General features: G+C 69.5%; 15 protein-coding genes and 1 tRNA gene. 1 reads left to right on the top strand and 15 read right to left on the bottom strand.

Annotated elements, in window-relative coordinates; genetic code table 11:
- Window positions 1-8: 8 nt before the first annotated feature.
- The 7 genes from FKV24_RS04385 to tpiA all read right to left on the bottom strand — a co-directional run bounded on the left by FKV24_RS04385 (window position 9) and on the right by tpiA (window position 4,665).
- Window positions 9-1,295, bottom strand: a complete 1,287-nt coding sequence (locus FKV24_RS04385; RefSeq protein WP_141481502.1) for an NADH-quinone oxidoreductase subunit D — start codon at window positions 1,293-1,295, stop codon at window positions 9-11.
- The gene (locus tag FKV24_RS04390; protein WP_111266162.1) at window positions 1,292-2,020 is read right to left on the bottom strand and encodes an NADH-quinone oxidoreductase subunit C; all 729 of its coding nucleotides are present in this window, start codon (window positions 2,018-2,020) and stop codon (window positions 1,292-1,294) included. Before FKV24_RS04390 ends, FKV24_RS04385 begins: the two co-directional genes overlap by 4 nt.
- Window positions 2,017-2,601, bottom strand: coding sequence for a NuoB/complex I 20 kDa subunit family protein (locus tag FKV24_RS04395; protein WP_141481503.1), 585 nt, complete (start codon window positions 2,599-2,601; stop codon window positions 2,017-2,019). Before FKV24_RS04395 ends, FKV24_RS04390 begins: the two co-directional genes overlap by 4 nt.
- A 133-nt stretch (window positions 2,602-2,734) precedes the next feature.
- The gene (locus tag FKV24_RS04400) at window positions 2,735-3,091 is read right to left on the bottom strand and encodes an NADH-quinone oxidoreductase subunit A (RefSeq protein ID WP_111266160.1); all 357 of its coding nucleotides are present in this window, start codon (window positions 3,089-3,091) and stop codon (window positions 2,735-2,737) included.
- Between the two features lie 109 nt (window positions 3,092-3,200).
- Window positions 3,201-3,285, bottom strand: a tRNA-Leu gene (locus FKV24_RS04405).
- A gap of 119 nt (window positions 3,286-3,404) precedes the next feature.
- Window positions 3,405-3,860 carry a preprotein translocase subunit SecG gene (secG, locus tag FKV24_RS04410; protein WP_111266159.1) on the bottom strand — a complete coding sequence of 152 codons (456 nt, stop codon included), beginning with the start codon at window positions 3,858-3,860 and terminating at the stop codon, window positions 3,405-3,407.
- A 46-nt stretch (window positions 3,861-3,906) separates the two neighbouring features.
- On the bottom strand, window positions 3,907-4,665 hold the full coding sequence (tpiA, locus tag FKV24_RS04415; RefSeq protein WP_141481504.1) for a triose-phosphate isomerase: 759 nt from the start codon (window positions 4,663-4,665) through the stop codon (window positions 3,907-3,909).
- Window positions 4,666-4,751: 86 nt separating this feature from the next.
- Here tpiA and FKV24_RS04420 point away from each other — a divergent pair, with 86 nt between their 5' ends.
- Window positions 4,752-5,327, top strand: coding sequence for a DNA-deoxyinosine glycosylase (locus FKV24_RS04420; RefSeq protein WP_141481505.1), 576 nt, complete (start codon window positions 4,752-4,754; stop codon window positions 5,325-5,327).
- 396 nt (window positions 5,328-5,723) lie between these two features.
- On the opposite strand, the gene FKV24_RS04425 is transcribed toward FKV24_RS04420, so the two are convergent.
- The 8 genes from FKV24_RS04425 to FKV24_RS04455 all read right to left on the bottom strand — a co-directional run.
- Window positions 5,724-6,677, bottom strand: a complete 954-nt coding sequence (locus FKV24_RS04425; RefSeq protein ID WP_111266156.1) for an isopenicillin N synthase family dioxygenase — start codon at window positions 6,675-6,677, stop codon at window positions 5,724-5,726.
- Between the two features lie 27 nt (window positions 6,678-6,704).
- Window positions 6,705-8,054 (bottom strand): phosphoglucosamine mutase, encoded by a 1,350-nt coding sequence (gene glmM / locus FKV24_RS04430; RefSeq protein ID WP_141481506.1) that lies wholly within the window; start codon window positions 8,052-8,054, stop codon window positions 6,705-6,707.
- A gap of 66 nt (window positions 8,055-8,120) precedes the next feature.
- The gene (gene accD, locus FKV24_RS04435; RefSeq protein ID WP_111266154.1) at window positions 8,121-9,008 is read right to left on the bottom strand and encodes an acetyl-CoA carboxylase, carboxyltransferase subunit beta; all 888 of its coding nucleotides are present in this window, start codon (window positions 9,006-9,008) and stop codon (window positions 8,121-8,123) included.
- A 354-nt stretch (window positions 9,009-9,362) separates the two neighbouring features.
- The gene (gene trpA, locus FKV24_RS19760) at window positions 9,363-10,166 is read right to left on the bottom strand and encodes a tryptophan synthase subunit alpha (protein WP_223250320.1); all 804 of its coding nucleotides are present in this window, start codon (window positions 10,164-10,166) and stop codon (window positions 9,363-9,365) included.
- The gene (gene trpB / locus FKV24_RS19765) at window positions 10,163-11,377 is read right to left on the bottom strand and encodes a tryptophan synthase subunit beta (protein WP_249040916.1); all 1,215 of its coding nucleotides are present in this window, start codon (window positions 11,375-11,377) and stop codon (window positions 10,163-10,165) included. The genes trpA and trpB overlap by 4 nt, the downstream gene beginning before the upstream one ends.
- Window positions 11,378-11,627: 250 nt before the next feature.
- Window positions 11,628-12,323 (bottom strand): phosphoribosylanthranilate isomerase, encoded by a 696-nt coding sequence (locus FKV24_RS04445; RefSeq protein ID WP_141481507.1) that lies wholly within the window; start codon window positions 12,321-12,323, stop codon window positions 11,628-11,630.
- A gap of 1 nt (window position 12,324) precedes the next feature.
- Entirely contained in the window at window positions 12,325-13,188 is an 864-nt protein-coding gene (truA, locus tag FKV24_RS04450) for a tRNA pseudouridine(38-40) synthase TruA (RefSeq protein ID WP_141481508.1), read from the bottom strand.
- A 21-nt stretch (window positions 13,189-13,209) separates the two neighbouring features.
- A partial coding sequence (locus FKV24_RS04455; RefSeq protein WP_283016202.1) for a FimV/HubP family polar landmark protein occupies window positions 13,210-13,449 on the bottom strand: 240 nt, incomplete at its 5' end.

Genomic DNA, 13,449 nt, shown 5'->3' on the forward strand with positions numbered 1-13,449 from the left:
TGGGCGCATCAGCGGTCGATCTCGCCGAACACGATGTCGTAGGTGCCGATCATCGCCACCACGTCGGCCAGCATGTGGCCCTTGACGATCTCGTCCATCGACGAGAGGTGGGCGAAGCCCGGCGCGCGCAACTTGACGCGGAACGGCTTGTTGGCGCCGTCGGACACCAGGTAGCAGCCGAACTCGCCCTTGGGCGCCTCGACCGCGGCATAGGTCTCCCCGGCCGGCACGCAATAGCCTTCCGAGAACAGCTTGAAGTGGTGAATCAGCGCTTCCATGTCGTCCTTCATGCCTTCGCGCTTGGGCGGAGCGACCTTGAAGTTGTCGACGATCACGGGGCCGGGGTTGGCCTTGAGCCACTTCACGCACTGCTTGATGATGCGGGTGGACTCGCGCATCTCGGCGACGCGGACCAGGTAGCGGTCGTAGCAGTCGCCATTGACGCCGACCGGGATGTCGAAGTCGACATCCGCGTACTTGGCGTAGGGCTGCTTCTTGCGCAGGTCCCAGGCGATGCCGGAACCGCGGATCATCGGACCGGTCATGCCCCAGGCCAGCGCCTGCTCGGGCGAGACCACGCCGACGCCGACGGTGCGCTGCTTCCAGATGCGGTTGTCGGTCAGCAGGGTCTCGTACTCGTCGACGCGCTTGGGGAAGTCGTCGGCGAACGCGTCCAGGTAGTCCAGCAGCGAACCTTCGCGCCACTCGTTGAAACGCTTGAGCTTGCCGCCCTTGCGCCACGGCGACTCCTTGTAGCGCGGCATCTGTGCCGGCAGGTCGCGGTAGACGCCGCCGGGGCGGTAGTAGGCCGCGTGCATGCGCGCGCCGGAGACCGCTTCATAGCAGTCCATCAGCTCCTCGCGCTCGCGGAACGCGTACAGGAACACCGCCATCGCGCCCAGGTCGAGCGCGTTGGAGCCGATCCACATCAGGTGGTTCAGGACGCGGGTGATTTCGTCGAACAGGGTGCGGATGTACTGCGCGCGTTCGGGCGCCTCGATTCCCAGCAGGGTCTCGATCGCGCGCACGTAGGCGTGCTCGTTGCACATCATCGACACGTAGTCGAGGCGATCCATGTAGCCGATCGACTGGTTGAACGGCTTGGATTCGGCCAGCTTCTCGGTGCCGCGATGAAGCAGGCCGACGTGCGGGTCGGCACGCTGCACGACTTCGCCGTCCATCTCCAGGATCAGGCGCAGCACACCGTGCGCGGCCGGATGCTGGGGACCGAAGTTCAACGTGTAGTTGCGGATCTCGGCGCCACGGCCGAGCCCGGAGGTGTTGGACGCGCTCACTTGCTGGCCTCCACGCGCTGGGCGGCCTCGCCCTTCGCGGTCTGGTAACGCGCATCGTCGCGGATCACGCGCGGCACGCCCACGCGCGGGTCGATCGAGACCGGCTCGTAGACCACGCGCTTGCGCTCGGCGTCGTAGCGGACCTCGACGTTGCCGATCAGCGGGAAATCCTTGCGGAACGGGTGACCGACGAAGCCGTAGTCGGTCAGGATCCGGCGCAGGTCCGGGTGCCCCTCGAAGACGATGCCGTACATGTCGAACGCCTCGCGCTCGAACCAGTTGGCGCCCGGCCACACCGGGGTCAGCGAGGCGACCACCGGCAGGTCGTCGTTGTCGGCGAAGGTGCGCAGGCGCACCCGCAGGTTGTGCTGGACCGACAGCAGATGGGCGACCGCGGCGAAGCGGCGCTCCGGCGCGGCGGCGGCACCGTTGGGCTGCTCGCCCCAGACGAAGCGGCCGGCACTCTTGCCGTCGACGCCGCGGGAAAAGCCTTCCGAGGACACGTCGGTGTCCCACTCGTCGCTGCCGTAGCTCAGGTAGTCGACACCGCTGACGTCGACCAGCTGCTCGAAGCCGAACTCGTCGCGCAGCGCGACCGCGGCGGCGAACCAGGCGTCGGCGGCGACATCGAGGGTGAGCTCGCCGCGCGGCTCGGCGATGTCGACGACGGCCTCGACGAAACGCGCGCGCAGTCGCCCGGCGAGTTCGTGATGGTTCGCGCTCATGCCGCCGCGTCCTCGCGACCGGCGCCGATCAGCGGATTCTGGCCACTGCGACGGATCTTCTTCTGCAACTGCAGGATGCCGTAGACCAGGGCCTCGGCGGTCGGCGGGCAGCCCGGCACGTAGACATCGACCGGCACCACGCGATCGCAGCCGCGGACCACGGCGTACGAATAGTGATAGTAGCCGCCGCCGTTAGCGCAGCTGCCCATCGAGATCACCCACTTGGGGTCGGGCATCTGGTCATAGACCTTGCGCAGCGCCGGGGCCATCTTGTTGACCAGGGTGCCGGCGACGATCATCACGTCGGACTGGCGCGGCGACGGGCGGAACACGACGCCGTAGCGGTCGAGATCCAGGCGCGCGGCGCCGGCGTGCATCATCTCGACCGCGCAGCAGGCCAGGCCGAAGGTCATCGGCCACATCGAACCGGTACGGGCCCAGTTCCACAACGCGTCGAGGCTGGTGGTGACGTAACCCTGCTGCATCACCGGGTTGTCGGCCTCCGGACGCAGGATGTCGTCCAGCCGCCCTTCCGGCAGCGGGTTGTTCATCAGCCCCGCAACAGTCGAAGAAAGACTCATTGAAACCACTCCTCGGCACAAGGATGTGCCGACGCGGCGCGCGCGGCAGCGTGCGGTGCGGCAAGCGCAGTGCGGCTGAGCCGCGCTCGCTTGCACTCAAGCCGCGGCAGGATGCCCGGTCTTGGGTCCAGGATTATTCCCATTCCAGGGCTCCCTTCTTCCACACGTAGACGAAGCCGAGCAGCAACATGCCGGCGAACAGGCCCATCTCGATCAGGCCGACGATGCCCAGCTCACGGAATACCGTGGCCCACGGCACGATGAAGATGATTTCCAGATCGAAGATGATGAACTGGATGGCGATGAGGTAGTAGCGCACATCGAACTGCATGCGCGCGTCCTCGAAGGCCTCGAAGCCGCATTCGTAGGGGGAGAGTTTCTCCGCGCTCGGACGCTTGGGTCCGAGGACATTGCCCACGATGAGCAGGGCGACGCCAATACCGCTGGCGACGATCAGGAACAGCAGGGTCGGCAGGTATTCGGCCAGCACGTGTGTTCTCTCGGCTATGGCCACGCAAGCGCGGCTTGGCTCGGCGCCGCAGCGCCACCGGGCCCTCCCCGGTCACGCTTGGCGCGATCTGCGGGAAGGCTCGAATGTATGGTGCCCAAGGGGGGACTCGAACCCCCACGACTCTCGTCGCTACCACCTCAAGGTAGTGCGTCTACCAATTCCGCCACCTGGGCAAATTCCGTCTTCCTGACGTTGTGGCAACCGTGCGTACCGACCGACTGCCGCTGCGATTATGACCGATCGCCGCCCCGCCTTCCTGGCCGGGCGTCAAACTCGTGTTGCGGGTACCGCCTCAGTTGCCTTCGACCGGCGCCTGGACCGCTTCTTCCGGCTGCGGTGCCGGCGAAGCCTCGGCCGGCGCCTCGGCAGCCGGGACCTCGACCTGCTCGCCGGCCGCGCTGGACGGCGCTTCCGGGATCGACGGCGCGGCGGCCGGCACGGCGGCGTCGTCGGCCTGCGGCGCCGCCGGAACTTCCGTCATCAGTCCCAGGTCGCCGTCGGGGGCGTCCGCCTGACGGGCGCCATGGGTGGCCTGCCAGGCCATGAAGAAGGTGATCACGAAAAAGACCACGGCGAGCCACTTGGTCGCCTTGGTCAGGAAACTGGCCGAACCGCGCGCGCCGAACACGGTCGCCGAGGCGCCGCCGCCGAAACCGGAGCCGGCCTGGGCGCCCGCGCCGCGCTGCATCAGGATGAGCGCGATCATCGCGATCGCGACCAACACGAAGATGACATTGAGGATCAGCATCGGTTCAAGAACTCTTCAATCGTCCATGGGGCCGGACAGTGCCCGATCACCCGCGAGACGCCGCCGCGGCAGCGATGGCGTTGAAATCCGAAGCCACCAGCGAGGCGCCTCCGACCAGACCGCCATCCACGTCGGGCTGGGCAAACAGCTCGGCCGCGTTGTCGGCTTTCACGCTGCCGCCGTAAAGGATGGGCAGCGAGCCCGCAATTGTAGCATCGTGTCCGGAGATTTCGCTACGGATGAATGCGTGGACCTGCTGGGCCTGTTCCGGGCTGGCGGTCCTGCCGGTGCCGATCGCCCAGACCGGCTCGTAGGCCACCACCGCGCCGTCGAACACCCCGGCCCCGCCCAGCTCGAACAGCGGCGCCAACTGCTCCTGGATGCGCCACTGGGTCCGGTCGCCTTCGCGCTCCTCCAGGCTCTCGCCGACGCACAGCACCGGCACCAGCCCGGCCGCCTTGGCAGCGAGGAACTTGCGCGCCACCAGGGTGCTGCTCTCGCCGTGGTACTGGCGTCGCTCGGAGTGGCCAACCAGGCCGTAGCGGGCACCGACGTCGACCAGCATCGCGGCCGACACCTCACCGGTATAGGCGCCCTTCTCGTTCGAGCTCACGTCCTGGGCGCCGAATGCCAGACCCCTGTCGCCATAGGCCTGGACCAGGCCGTGCAGATACGGCATCGGCGGCATGATCACCCGCTCCACGCCTTCCGGCGCCGCCACCGCGGACACCGCGTCGAGCAGTTCCGCCGCGAACCGGCTATCGCCGTGCAGTTTCCAGTTTCCGGCAACGATTCTGCGACGCATGTACGGATTTCCCTGGCAGGAGATGGGTCGTTCGAGGCGCGGCATTCTAACGCAGGGGCGCGAAAATGCACGGCTAGACTGTCCGGATGAGGCGCACTTCCCACCAATCGGCCGTTGCCGCACAGCGTCTGCGCGGCCTGGCACCGATCGTCGGCGCGAACGCCCGGGTGCTGGTGCTGGGCAGCATGCCCGGCGTCGCATCGCTGGATGCGGGCCGCTACTACGCGCACGCGCGCAACCATTTCTGGCCGTTCATGGGCGAGCTGGTCGGCGCCTCGCCCGAACTCCCCTACCCCGAGCGATCCGCCCGCCTCGCCGCCGCCGGGATCGCCCTGTGGGACGTGATCGCCAGCTGCCGGCGCCAGGGCAGTCTGGACAGCGCGATACGCGACGCCGAGGCCAACGACTTCCCGGCCTTCCTCGCCCATCACACTTCGATCGGCTCGCTGCTGTTCAACGGTGCCGCCGCCGAGGCCGCCTTCATGCGCCAGGTCGAGCCGACGCTGGCCCGCCTGGGCCTCTCGGACGGCCTGCGCTACCGCAGGTTGCCCTCGACCAGCCCCGCCAACGCGGCCCAGCCGCGAGCGGCCAAGCTGGCGGCCTGGCGCGCCGCGCTGAATGAAGCGGGGATCGCCTGCGACGGCCCCTCTTCTCTCCCGTAGAAACGGCGCGAGCCGCGATCGGGACCGAGGGGGAAAGCTCCATCGCGGCTTACGCCGCTCCTACGAAGAGCGTTCGTCTACCTCATGAGCCCAGCCCCCTGAGTCAGGGGGCGATTCGCATCGCAGATGCGAATGGGGGTGTGGAAGCGCAACGGCGGGGCCCGAGGTTTGCGCAGCAAACCTTGGGAGATATCCGCGCGCTGCCGGATATCGCCCCCCCCTGAGTCAGGGGGCGATTCGTGCCGCCAGCACGAATGGGGGTGTGGAGACGCACCGGCGGGGCCCATGGTTTGCGAAGCAAGCTTTGGGGATTCCCGGGCGCAGCCTGGGAATCGCGGCCTACGCCGCTCCTACGGCGGCCGAGCCGCCGCGCCACGGCGGCGGCTTGAACCGCGCCTACTTCAGCTTGATCTCGCGCAAGCGCTCGTCCAGATAGCCCTGGGCGGTGATCGCCTGCGGATACCGGCTCGGGTTGTCCGGACTGACGCAACCCGGCAGCACGTCGATCAGGAAATCCGGATTCGGGTGCAGGAAGAACGGCGTCGAGTAGCGCGGCTGGCGCGCGGTCTCGCCCTTGGGATTGACCACCCGGTGGGTGGTCGACGGGTACACGTGGTTGGTCAGGCGCTGCAGCATGTCGCCGATGTTGACCACGATGGTGTCCGCGTCGGCGGTGAACGGCACCCACTCGCCCTTGCGCGACAGCACTTCCAGGCCCTCGGCGCTGGCGCCGACCAGCAGGGTGATCAGGTTGATGTCCTCATGGGCGCCGGCGCGCACGTTGGGAATGTCGTCGGCGGTGATCGGCGGATAGTGGATCGGCCGCAGGATCGAATTGCCGCTGTCGGTCTTGTCGCGGAACCAGTCCTCCGGCAGCTCGATGTGCAGGGCCAGCGCCGACAGCACCGAGCTGCCGAGCCGGTCCAGCGCCTGGTACAGGCCGTAGGCGTGTTCGCGGAAACCCTCGATCTCGGTCGGCCACAGGTTCGGCGGCATCACCTCGCGGTAGCCGGAGTCGTCGGCGATCTCGCGACCGACGTGCCAGAACTCCTTGAGATCGTGGTGCTTGGAGTCCTTGGCGGTCTCGACCCCGAACGGGGTGTAGCCACGGGCACCGCCGGAACCGGGCACGTGGTACTTCATCTTCACCGCCTCGGGCAGGTCGAAGAACTGGCGGAACACCTCGTAGGCGCCGCCGATCCGGTCGTCGCCGATGCCGTGGCCGCGGATGCCGGCGAAGCCCCACTCGCGATAGGCGGCGCCCAGTTCGGAGACGAAGGCGTCACGGTCGGCGGGCGACGCCGGGTCGGTGAAGCGACGGATGTCGAGGGTCGGAATCTGCGGACTCATAGAATCGGAACACTCCATGTGGGGTCTTCAGGCCGCCGCCTGGCGGACTGCTTCGGAAAGGGCGTCGAGGGTGGTCTGCATCAGCTCGGGAGAGTCGGCCTCGACCGTCACCCGCACCACCGGCTCGGTGCCGGAGGGCCGCAGGAACGCGCGCCCGTGACCGGCCACCGCGGCCTGGGCCTCGGCCAGCGCGGCCTTGACCGAGGCGGCCTCGACCGGCTGACCGTTGCCGGCCTCGTAGCGGACGTTGACGGTCTTCTGCGGCACCTTGTCCAGGCCACCCAGCGCCTCGCCGAGCTTCAGCCCGCGACGCTTGAGCACTTCCAGCGCCTGCAGCGCGCTGATGATGCCGTCGCCGGTGCTGGTCCGGTCCAGGCACAGCAGGTGCCCCGAGGTCTCGCCGCCGAGGATGCCGCCGTGCGCGATCAGTTGCTGGTGCACGTAACGGTCGCCGACCTTGGCGCGGATGAAGCCGATGCCGCCGCGATCGAACGCTTGTTCGAGGCCGAAATTGGTCATCAGGGTGCCGACCACCGGCCCCTGCAGGCGCCCGCTCTGGCGCCAGTCGGTGGCCAGCAGGAACAGCAGATCGTCGCCGTCGCGCACCTGGCCGCTCTCGTCGACCAGCAGCACGCGGTCGCCGTCGCCGTCGAAGGCGATGCCCAGGTCCGCGCCGCGCGCCCTGACCTCGGCGGCCAGCGCCTGCGGATGGGTCGAGCCGACGCCGTCGTTGATGTTGGTGCCATTGGGGTCCACGCCGATGGTGTCGACACGGGCACCGAGCTCGCGCAGCACCAGCGGACCGATCTGATAGGTCGCGCCGTGGGCGCAATCCATCACGATGCGCATGCCCTTGAGATCGAAGCCTCGCGGCACCGAGTTCTTGCAGGCCTCGACGTAGCGGCCGACCGCGTCGCGGGTGCGCACGGCCTTGCCCAGCGCATCGGAATCGACGGTGCGGAACGGCTGGTCCAGCGCGGCCTCGATTGCCAGCTCGGTGGCGTCGTCGAGCTTCTCGCCGCTGGCGGAGAAGAACTTGATGCCGTTGTCGTGATGCGGGTTGTGCGAGGCGGAGATGACGATGCCGCCGTCGGCGCGCAGCGAGCGGGTCAGATGGGCGACCGCCGGGGTCGGCATCGGCCCCATCAGCTGCACGTCGACGCCGGCGGCGACCAGTCCGGCCTCCAGCGCGGCCTCGAACATGTAGTTGGAGATGCGGGTGTCCTTGCCGATCACCACCAGCGGTTTGTGGCCGCCGTTGGCGGCGGCCAGCGCGTGGCCGTAGGCGTTGCCCAGGCGCAGCACGAAGTCGGCCGAGATCGGGCCCTGGCCGACCCGGCCGCGGATGCCATCGGTACCGAAATACTTGCGGGTCATTGGATATCCATCTTCCGGAACGGGCGCCCGCGGCACGGGCGCGACTGCATCGATGCGGAGCCGGCTTCAGGCGGCCTCGACATCGTCCTCCGGCGCCGGCTGCTTCTGCAGCAGGGCCAGCAACTGGGCCAGGCGATCGCGCAGCTCGCGGCGGTCGCAGATCTGGTCCAGCGCGCCGTGTTCGAGCAGGAACTCCGAACGCTGGAAGCCCTCCGGCAGGGTCTCGCGCACGGTCTGTTCGATCACCCGCGGGCCGGCGAACCCGATCAACGCCTTGGGCTCGGCGATGTTGATGTCGCCCAGCATCGCGAACGAGGCGGTGGCGCCGCCGAAGGTCGGATGGGTCAGCACCGAGATGAACGGCAGCCCCTTCGCACGCAGGCGCGCCAGCGCCGCCGAGGTCTTGGCCATCTGCAGCAGCGAGAACAGGCTCTCCTGCATGCGCATGCCCCCGCAGGCCGAGAAGCACACCAGCGGCGCACCGATTTCCAGCGCGTGCTCGGCGGCCAGGGCGAACTTCTCTCCGCTGACCGAGCCCATCGAGCCGCCCATGAACGCGAAATCCATCGCGCAGGCGACCAGCGGCCTGGATTTCATGGTGCCCGACATCGCGACCAGCGAGTCGCGCTCGCCGGTCGAGCGCTGCGCGGCCTTGATCCGGTCGGCGTACTTCTTCTGGTCCTTGAACTTGAGCACATCGGTCGGACCCAGCCCGGTCGCGAGCTCGGTCGTGCTGCCGGCGTCGAACAGGGCATTGAGACGGGCCCGTGCCCGGATGTTCATGTGGTGGCCGCACTTCGGGCAGACCTCGAGGTTCTCCTCGAGCTCGGGCCGGTACAGGACCGCGCCGCACTGGTCGCACTTTTCCCAGAGCCCCTCCGGCACGCTGCGCCGCTTGGCGCTGCCGGATTCGGTGCGGATGCCGGACGGCATGAGTTTCTTGAGCCAGGACATACGTTGAGTCTTTCCCGTTCAGCCATTGGGAGGTCGAGGCGGACCCCGACCGAGCGGGTCAGTTTACTGTAGGAGCGGCACAGGCCGCGATTGGGCTTGCGGAACGGCGGTCGCCGCTCCCATGGCGTCGATCGACCGTCGATGGGCCTCAGCCCCCCGGAGTCGGGGAGCGATTCGCGCGCCGGGCGAATTGGAGGGGCACGCACCTGCTGTCGTAGGAGCGGCGTAAGCCGCGAGGGCCGTCCCATGAAGGCCGCATCGCCGCTCACGCCGCTCCTGTGGCATCGATGGCCCTTCTCTGCCCTCTGCCCGACAGACTCTACCCCGGGGGGCGCGCAGCCCGGGGATCGTGGCTCACACCTGGCCTGTGCGGTCCAGCGCCTCGCGCAATGGTGCAAGGAAGGCCCGGGCCGCGGCCGCCGGATCGACGGCATCCGCCAACGCCGCGACCAGCGCGCTGCCGACAACCACGCCATCGGCCTCCTTCGCCATCGCCGCCGCGCTGGCCGCATCCTTGATCCCGAAGCCCGCCACCACCGGGACCCGGCTGCGGGCCCGGATCGTGTGCAGTCGGTCGTTGGCGGCACCGGCATCCAGACGGTCGGCGCCGGTCACCCCGGCGTAGCTGACGTAGTACAGGTAGCCCTGCCCTTCGTCGCACAGCTGGCCGATACGGGCCGGCGAGGTCGTCGGCGAGGCCAGCAGGACCAGGGCCAGATCGTGCGCGTCGAAGCCGGCGCGGAAATCGGCGGCCTCCTCCGGTGGCAGGTCGACCAGCAGCGCGCCGTCGACCCCGGCCGCGGTCGCGGCGGCGGCGAAGGCCTCCGCGCCGCGGATCTCGACCGGATTCAGGTAGCCCATCAACACCACCGGCGTGTCCGCATCGCGCTCGCGGAACCCGCGCACCGCCTCCAGCACCCAGGACAGGCCGGCACCACGCGCGATCGCGCGTTCGGAACTGCGCTGGATGGTCGGTCCGTCGGCCATCGGGTCGGAAAACGGCACCCCGAGTTCGATCACGTCGGCACCGGCCTCGACCAGCGCGTGCATGACCGGCACGGTCGCCTCCAGCGAAGGATCGCCGGCGGTCACGAACGGCACCAGGGCCTTGCGGCCGGAGGCGGCGAGGGCCTGGAACTTGCGGTCGATGCGGTTCACAGCGAGATGCCCTCCCGAGCGGCGATGGTATGCACATCCTTGTCGCCGCGGCCGGACAGGTTGCACAGCACCAGGGCGTCCTCCGGCAGGTCGCGGGCGAGCTTGATCGCCTGCGCGATCGCATGGCTGGACTCCAGCGCCGGCAGGATGCCCTCGCTGCGGGTCAGCCGGTGGAACGCCGCCAGCGCCTCTTCGTCGGTCACCCCGACATACTCGGCGCGCCCGGTCTCCTTCAGGAAGGCGTGCTCGGGACCGACGCCGGGATAGTCGAGCCCGGCCGACACCGAGTGGGTTTCGGTGATCTGGCCGTCGTCGTCGCACAGCACGTAGGTGCGGTTGCCGTGCAGCACGCCGGGGCGACCGGCGGCCAGCGAGGCGGCATGACGCGGGGTGTCGATGCCGTCTCCGGCGGCCTCGGCGCCGACGATGCGCACGTCCGGATCGTTGAGGAAGGCATGGAACACGCCGATCGCATTGCTGCCGCCGCCGACGCAGGCGGTGACCGCGTCCGGCAGGCGCCCGTACTCGGCCAGCATCTGCGCGCGCGCCTCGCGGCCGACCACGGCATTGAAATCGCGCACCATCCGCGGATACGGGTCGGGGCCGGCGACGGTGCCGATGATGTAGAAGGTGTCGCCGACGTTGGTGACCCAGTCGCGCATCGCCTCGTTGAGGGCGTCCTTCAGCGTCGCCGAACCGCTGGACACCGGCACCACCCTGGCGCCGAGCAGGCGCATCCGGTAGACGTTGATCTTCTGCCGTTCGATGTCGGTCGCGCCCATGTAGACCACGCACTCCAGCCCCAGCCGCGCGGCCACCGTCGCCGAGGCGACGCCGTGCTGGCCGGCGCCGGTCTCGGCGATGATCCGGGTCTTGCCCATGCGGCTGGCCAGCAACGCCTGGCCGATGGTGTTGTTGATCTTGTGCGCGCCGGTGTGGTTCAGGTCCTCGCGCTTGAGCAGGATGCGCGCGCCGCCGACCTCGCGACTGAGCCGCTCGGCGAAGTAGATCGGACTGGGCCGGCCGACATAGTGGGCCAGGTCGCGCTCGAAGGCGGCGATGAACTCGGGGTCGGTACGGGCCTGGTCGTAGGCCTCGGCCAACTCCTGCAGCGGACCGATCAGGGTCTCGGCGACGAAGCGGCCGCCGAAACGGCCGAAATGGCCGTTCGCGTCGGGGTAGAGGTTGTAGTCGATCGAAGCGCTGTCGATTGGACCCGAAGCGCTGGCCGCGCCCTGCGCGGCATGGGGGTCGGGAGTTACCACGGGAATTCTCCGGTGCCATGAAACGGCCGCGAACCGTGTCGCGGCGAGCGATGCGAAGGCCGGCGGGCGGCCGCGTCGAGCACGGTTACCTGACCGCGGCCGCGGGCACGCGTCGCCAGCGGCGAAGCGAACGACCAAACGGAGCGGGCGGACGACGAGGTTTCATGGCGCCCCCTATCCTACACGTCCGGCGCAGCTAGCTGCGCGGCGCGCCATCGGCGTCGGCGCATCGGACCGCCTCGACGAAGGCGCGCATCCGCGCCGCGTCCTTCAACCCGGGCGACTGCTCGATGCCGCTGGAGACATCGACCCCCCAGGGCCTCGCGGTGGCAATCGCGCGGGCGACGTTGCCGGCGTCGAGCCCACCGGCCAGCAGGAACGGGCGCTCCAGCGTGTCCGGCAATCGGGCCCAGTCGAAGCGTTGGCCACCGCCTCCGGGCTCGCCCGCGGCATGGCCGTCGAACAGGAAGGCCGCGGCATGCGGGAAACTCCCCAGGCCGGCCAGCGCGCGGTCGGGGTCGCCGCCCATCGCGATCGCCTTCCAGAACGGCAGCCCGAAGCCTGCGCAGAACGCGTCGGGCTCGGCGCCGTGGAATTGCAGCAGGTCGGGGCGGACCGTCTCGACGACAGCACCGACCTCGGTGGCGCTGGCGTCCATCAGCAGCGCGACGGTGGCGATCCGGTCCGGAATCCGTGCGCGCAGCGCCGCGCCGGCCACCGGGTCCAGCCGGCGCGGACTGCGCGCGGCGAACACCAGGCCGATGAAGTCGACCCCCAGCGCGACCGCCAGGTCCACGTCCTCCGGCCGGGTCAGGCCACAGAACTTGATCCGGGTCGCGCGCGCGCGTGGTTCACGGTCCTTGGGATCGCGTTCCACGGAACCCTGGCCCATCTCAGTCGTCCTCCGGCGCCGCCGGGCCCGGCGCCGGACCGCTGAGGGTCACTTCCGCCGGCAGCCCGCAATCGGCCGGATACAGCGGTCGCAGGAACATCAACCCGTTCGGCGGCGCGGTCGGCCCGGCGACGGTACGGTCGCGCCCGGCCAGCAGCTCGGCGATCCAGCCCTCGGGCTTCTCGCCGCGCCCGACCACCAGCAGGCTGCCGACGATGTTGCGGACCTGGTGATGCAGGAACGCATTGGCCTGTACCTCGACATCGACGATCTCGCCGTCGCGGCGCACGCTGATCTCGTGCAGGTTGCGACGCGCATGCGGCGCCTGGCAGTGGACGGTGCGAAACGCGGAAAAGTCGTTCTCGCCCAGCAACGCCTGGGCGGCGCGGTGCATGGCGTCCGCGTCCAGCGGTCGCCGTTCCCAACTCAGGTACTCGCGCATCAGCGCCGGGCGCACCGGCCGGTTGACCAGACGATAGCGGTAGCGGCGCGCACGCGCCGAGAAGCGGGCATGGAAATCCACCGCCACCGGCACGCACCAGCGCACGCAGACCTCCGGCGGCAGCCGGGTGGTGGTGCCGAGGACCCAGCCGCGGGGCTCGCGCCGTACCGGCGCGTCGAAATGGATCACCTGGGCGCGGGCGTGGACCCCGGCGTCGGTGCGGCCGGCGCAGACCGTCGCCACCGGCTGCCCGGCAACGAAGCCCAACGCCTGCTCGACGACCTCCTGCACGGTGCGCTCCGGACGCGCGCCCTCCTCGCCGGCGCGGGTCAGGCGCTGCCAGCCGGAGAACGCCGAACCGTCGTACTCGATCGCCAGCGCCAACCGTTCGACCGCGGACGGCGCCGGTGCCTGCTCATCCACGACGGCGATACCGCGACCGGATCATTCCAGTTCGCGCAGCATCTGCATCGCCTGCTGACGCGCGGCCAGGTCGCCGTGCAGGCGCACCTCGGCCAGCAACTGGCGGGCACTGTCGCGATCGCCCAGGGCGATGTAGGCGCGGGCCAGCTCCAGGCGTTCGTTGCCGCCGCCATTGCCGGCGGTCGCATCCGCCATCACCGGCGAGGGCTCGTCCTCCGCCTCTTGCTCTTGGGCACCGTGCCAGGCGGGCGCCCCGGCGCC

The sequence above is a fragment of the Marilutibacter maris genome (assembly GCF_006546735.2).
In the GTDB taxonomy this organism is placed as follows: domain Bacteria; phylum Pseudomonadota; class Gammaproteobacteria; order Xanthomonadales; family Xanthomonadaceae; genus Marilutibacter; species Marilutibacter maris.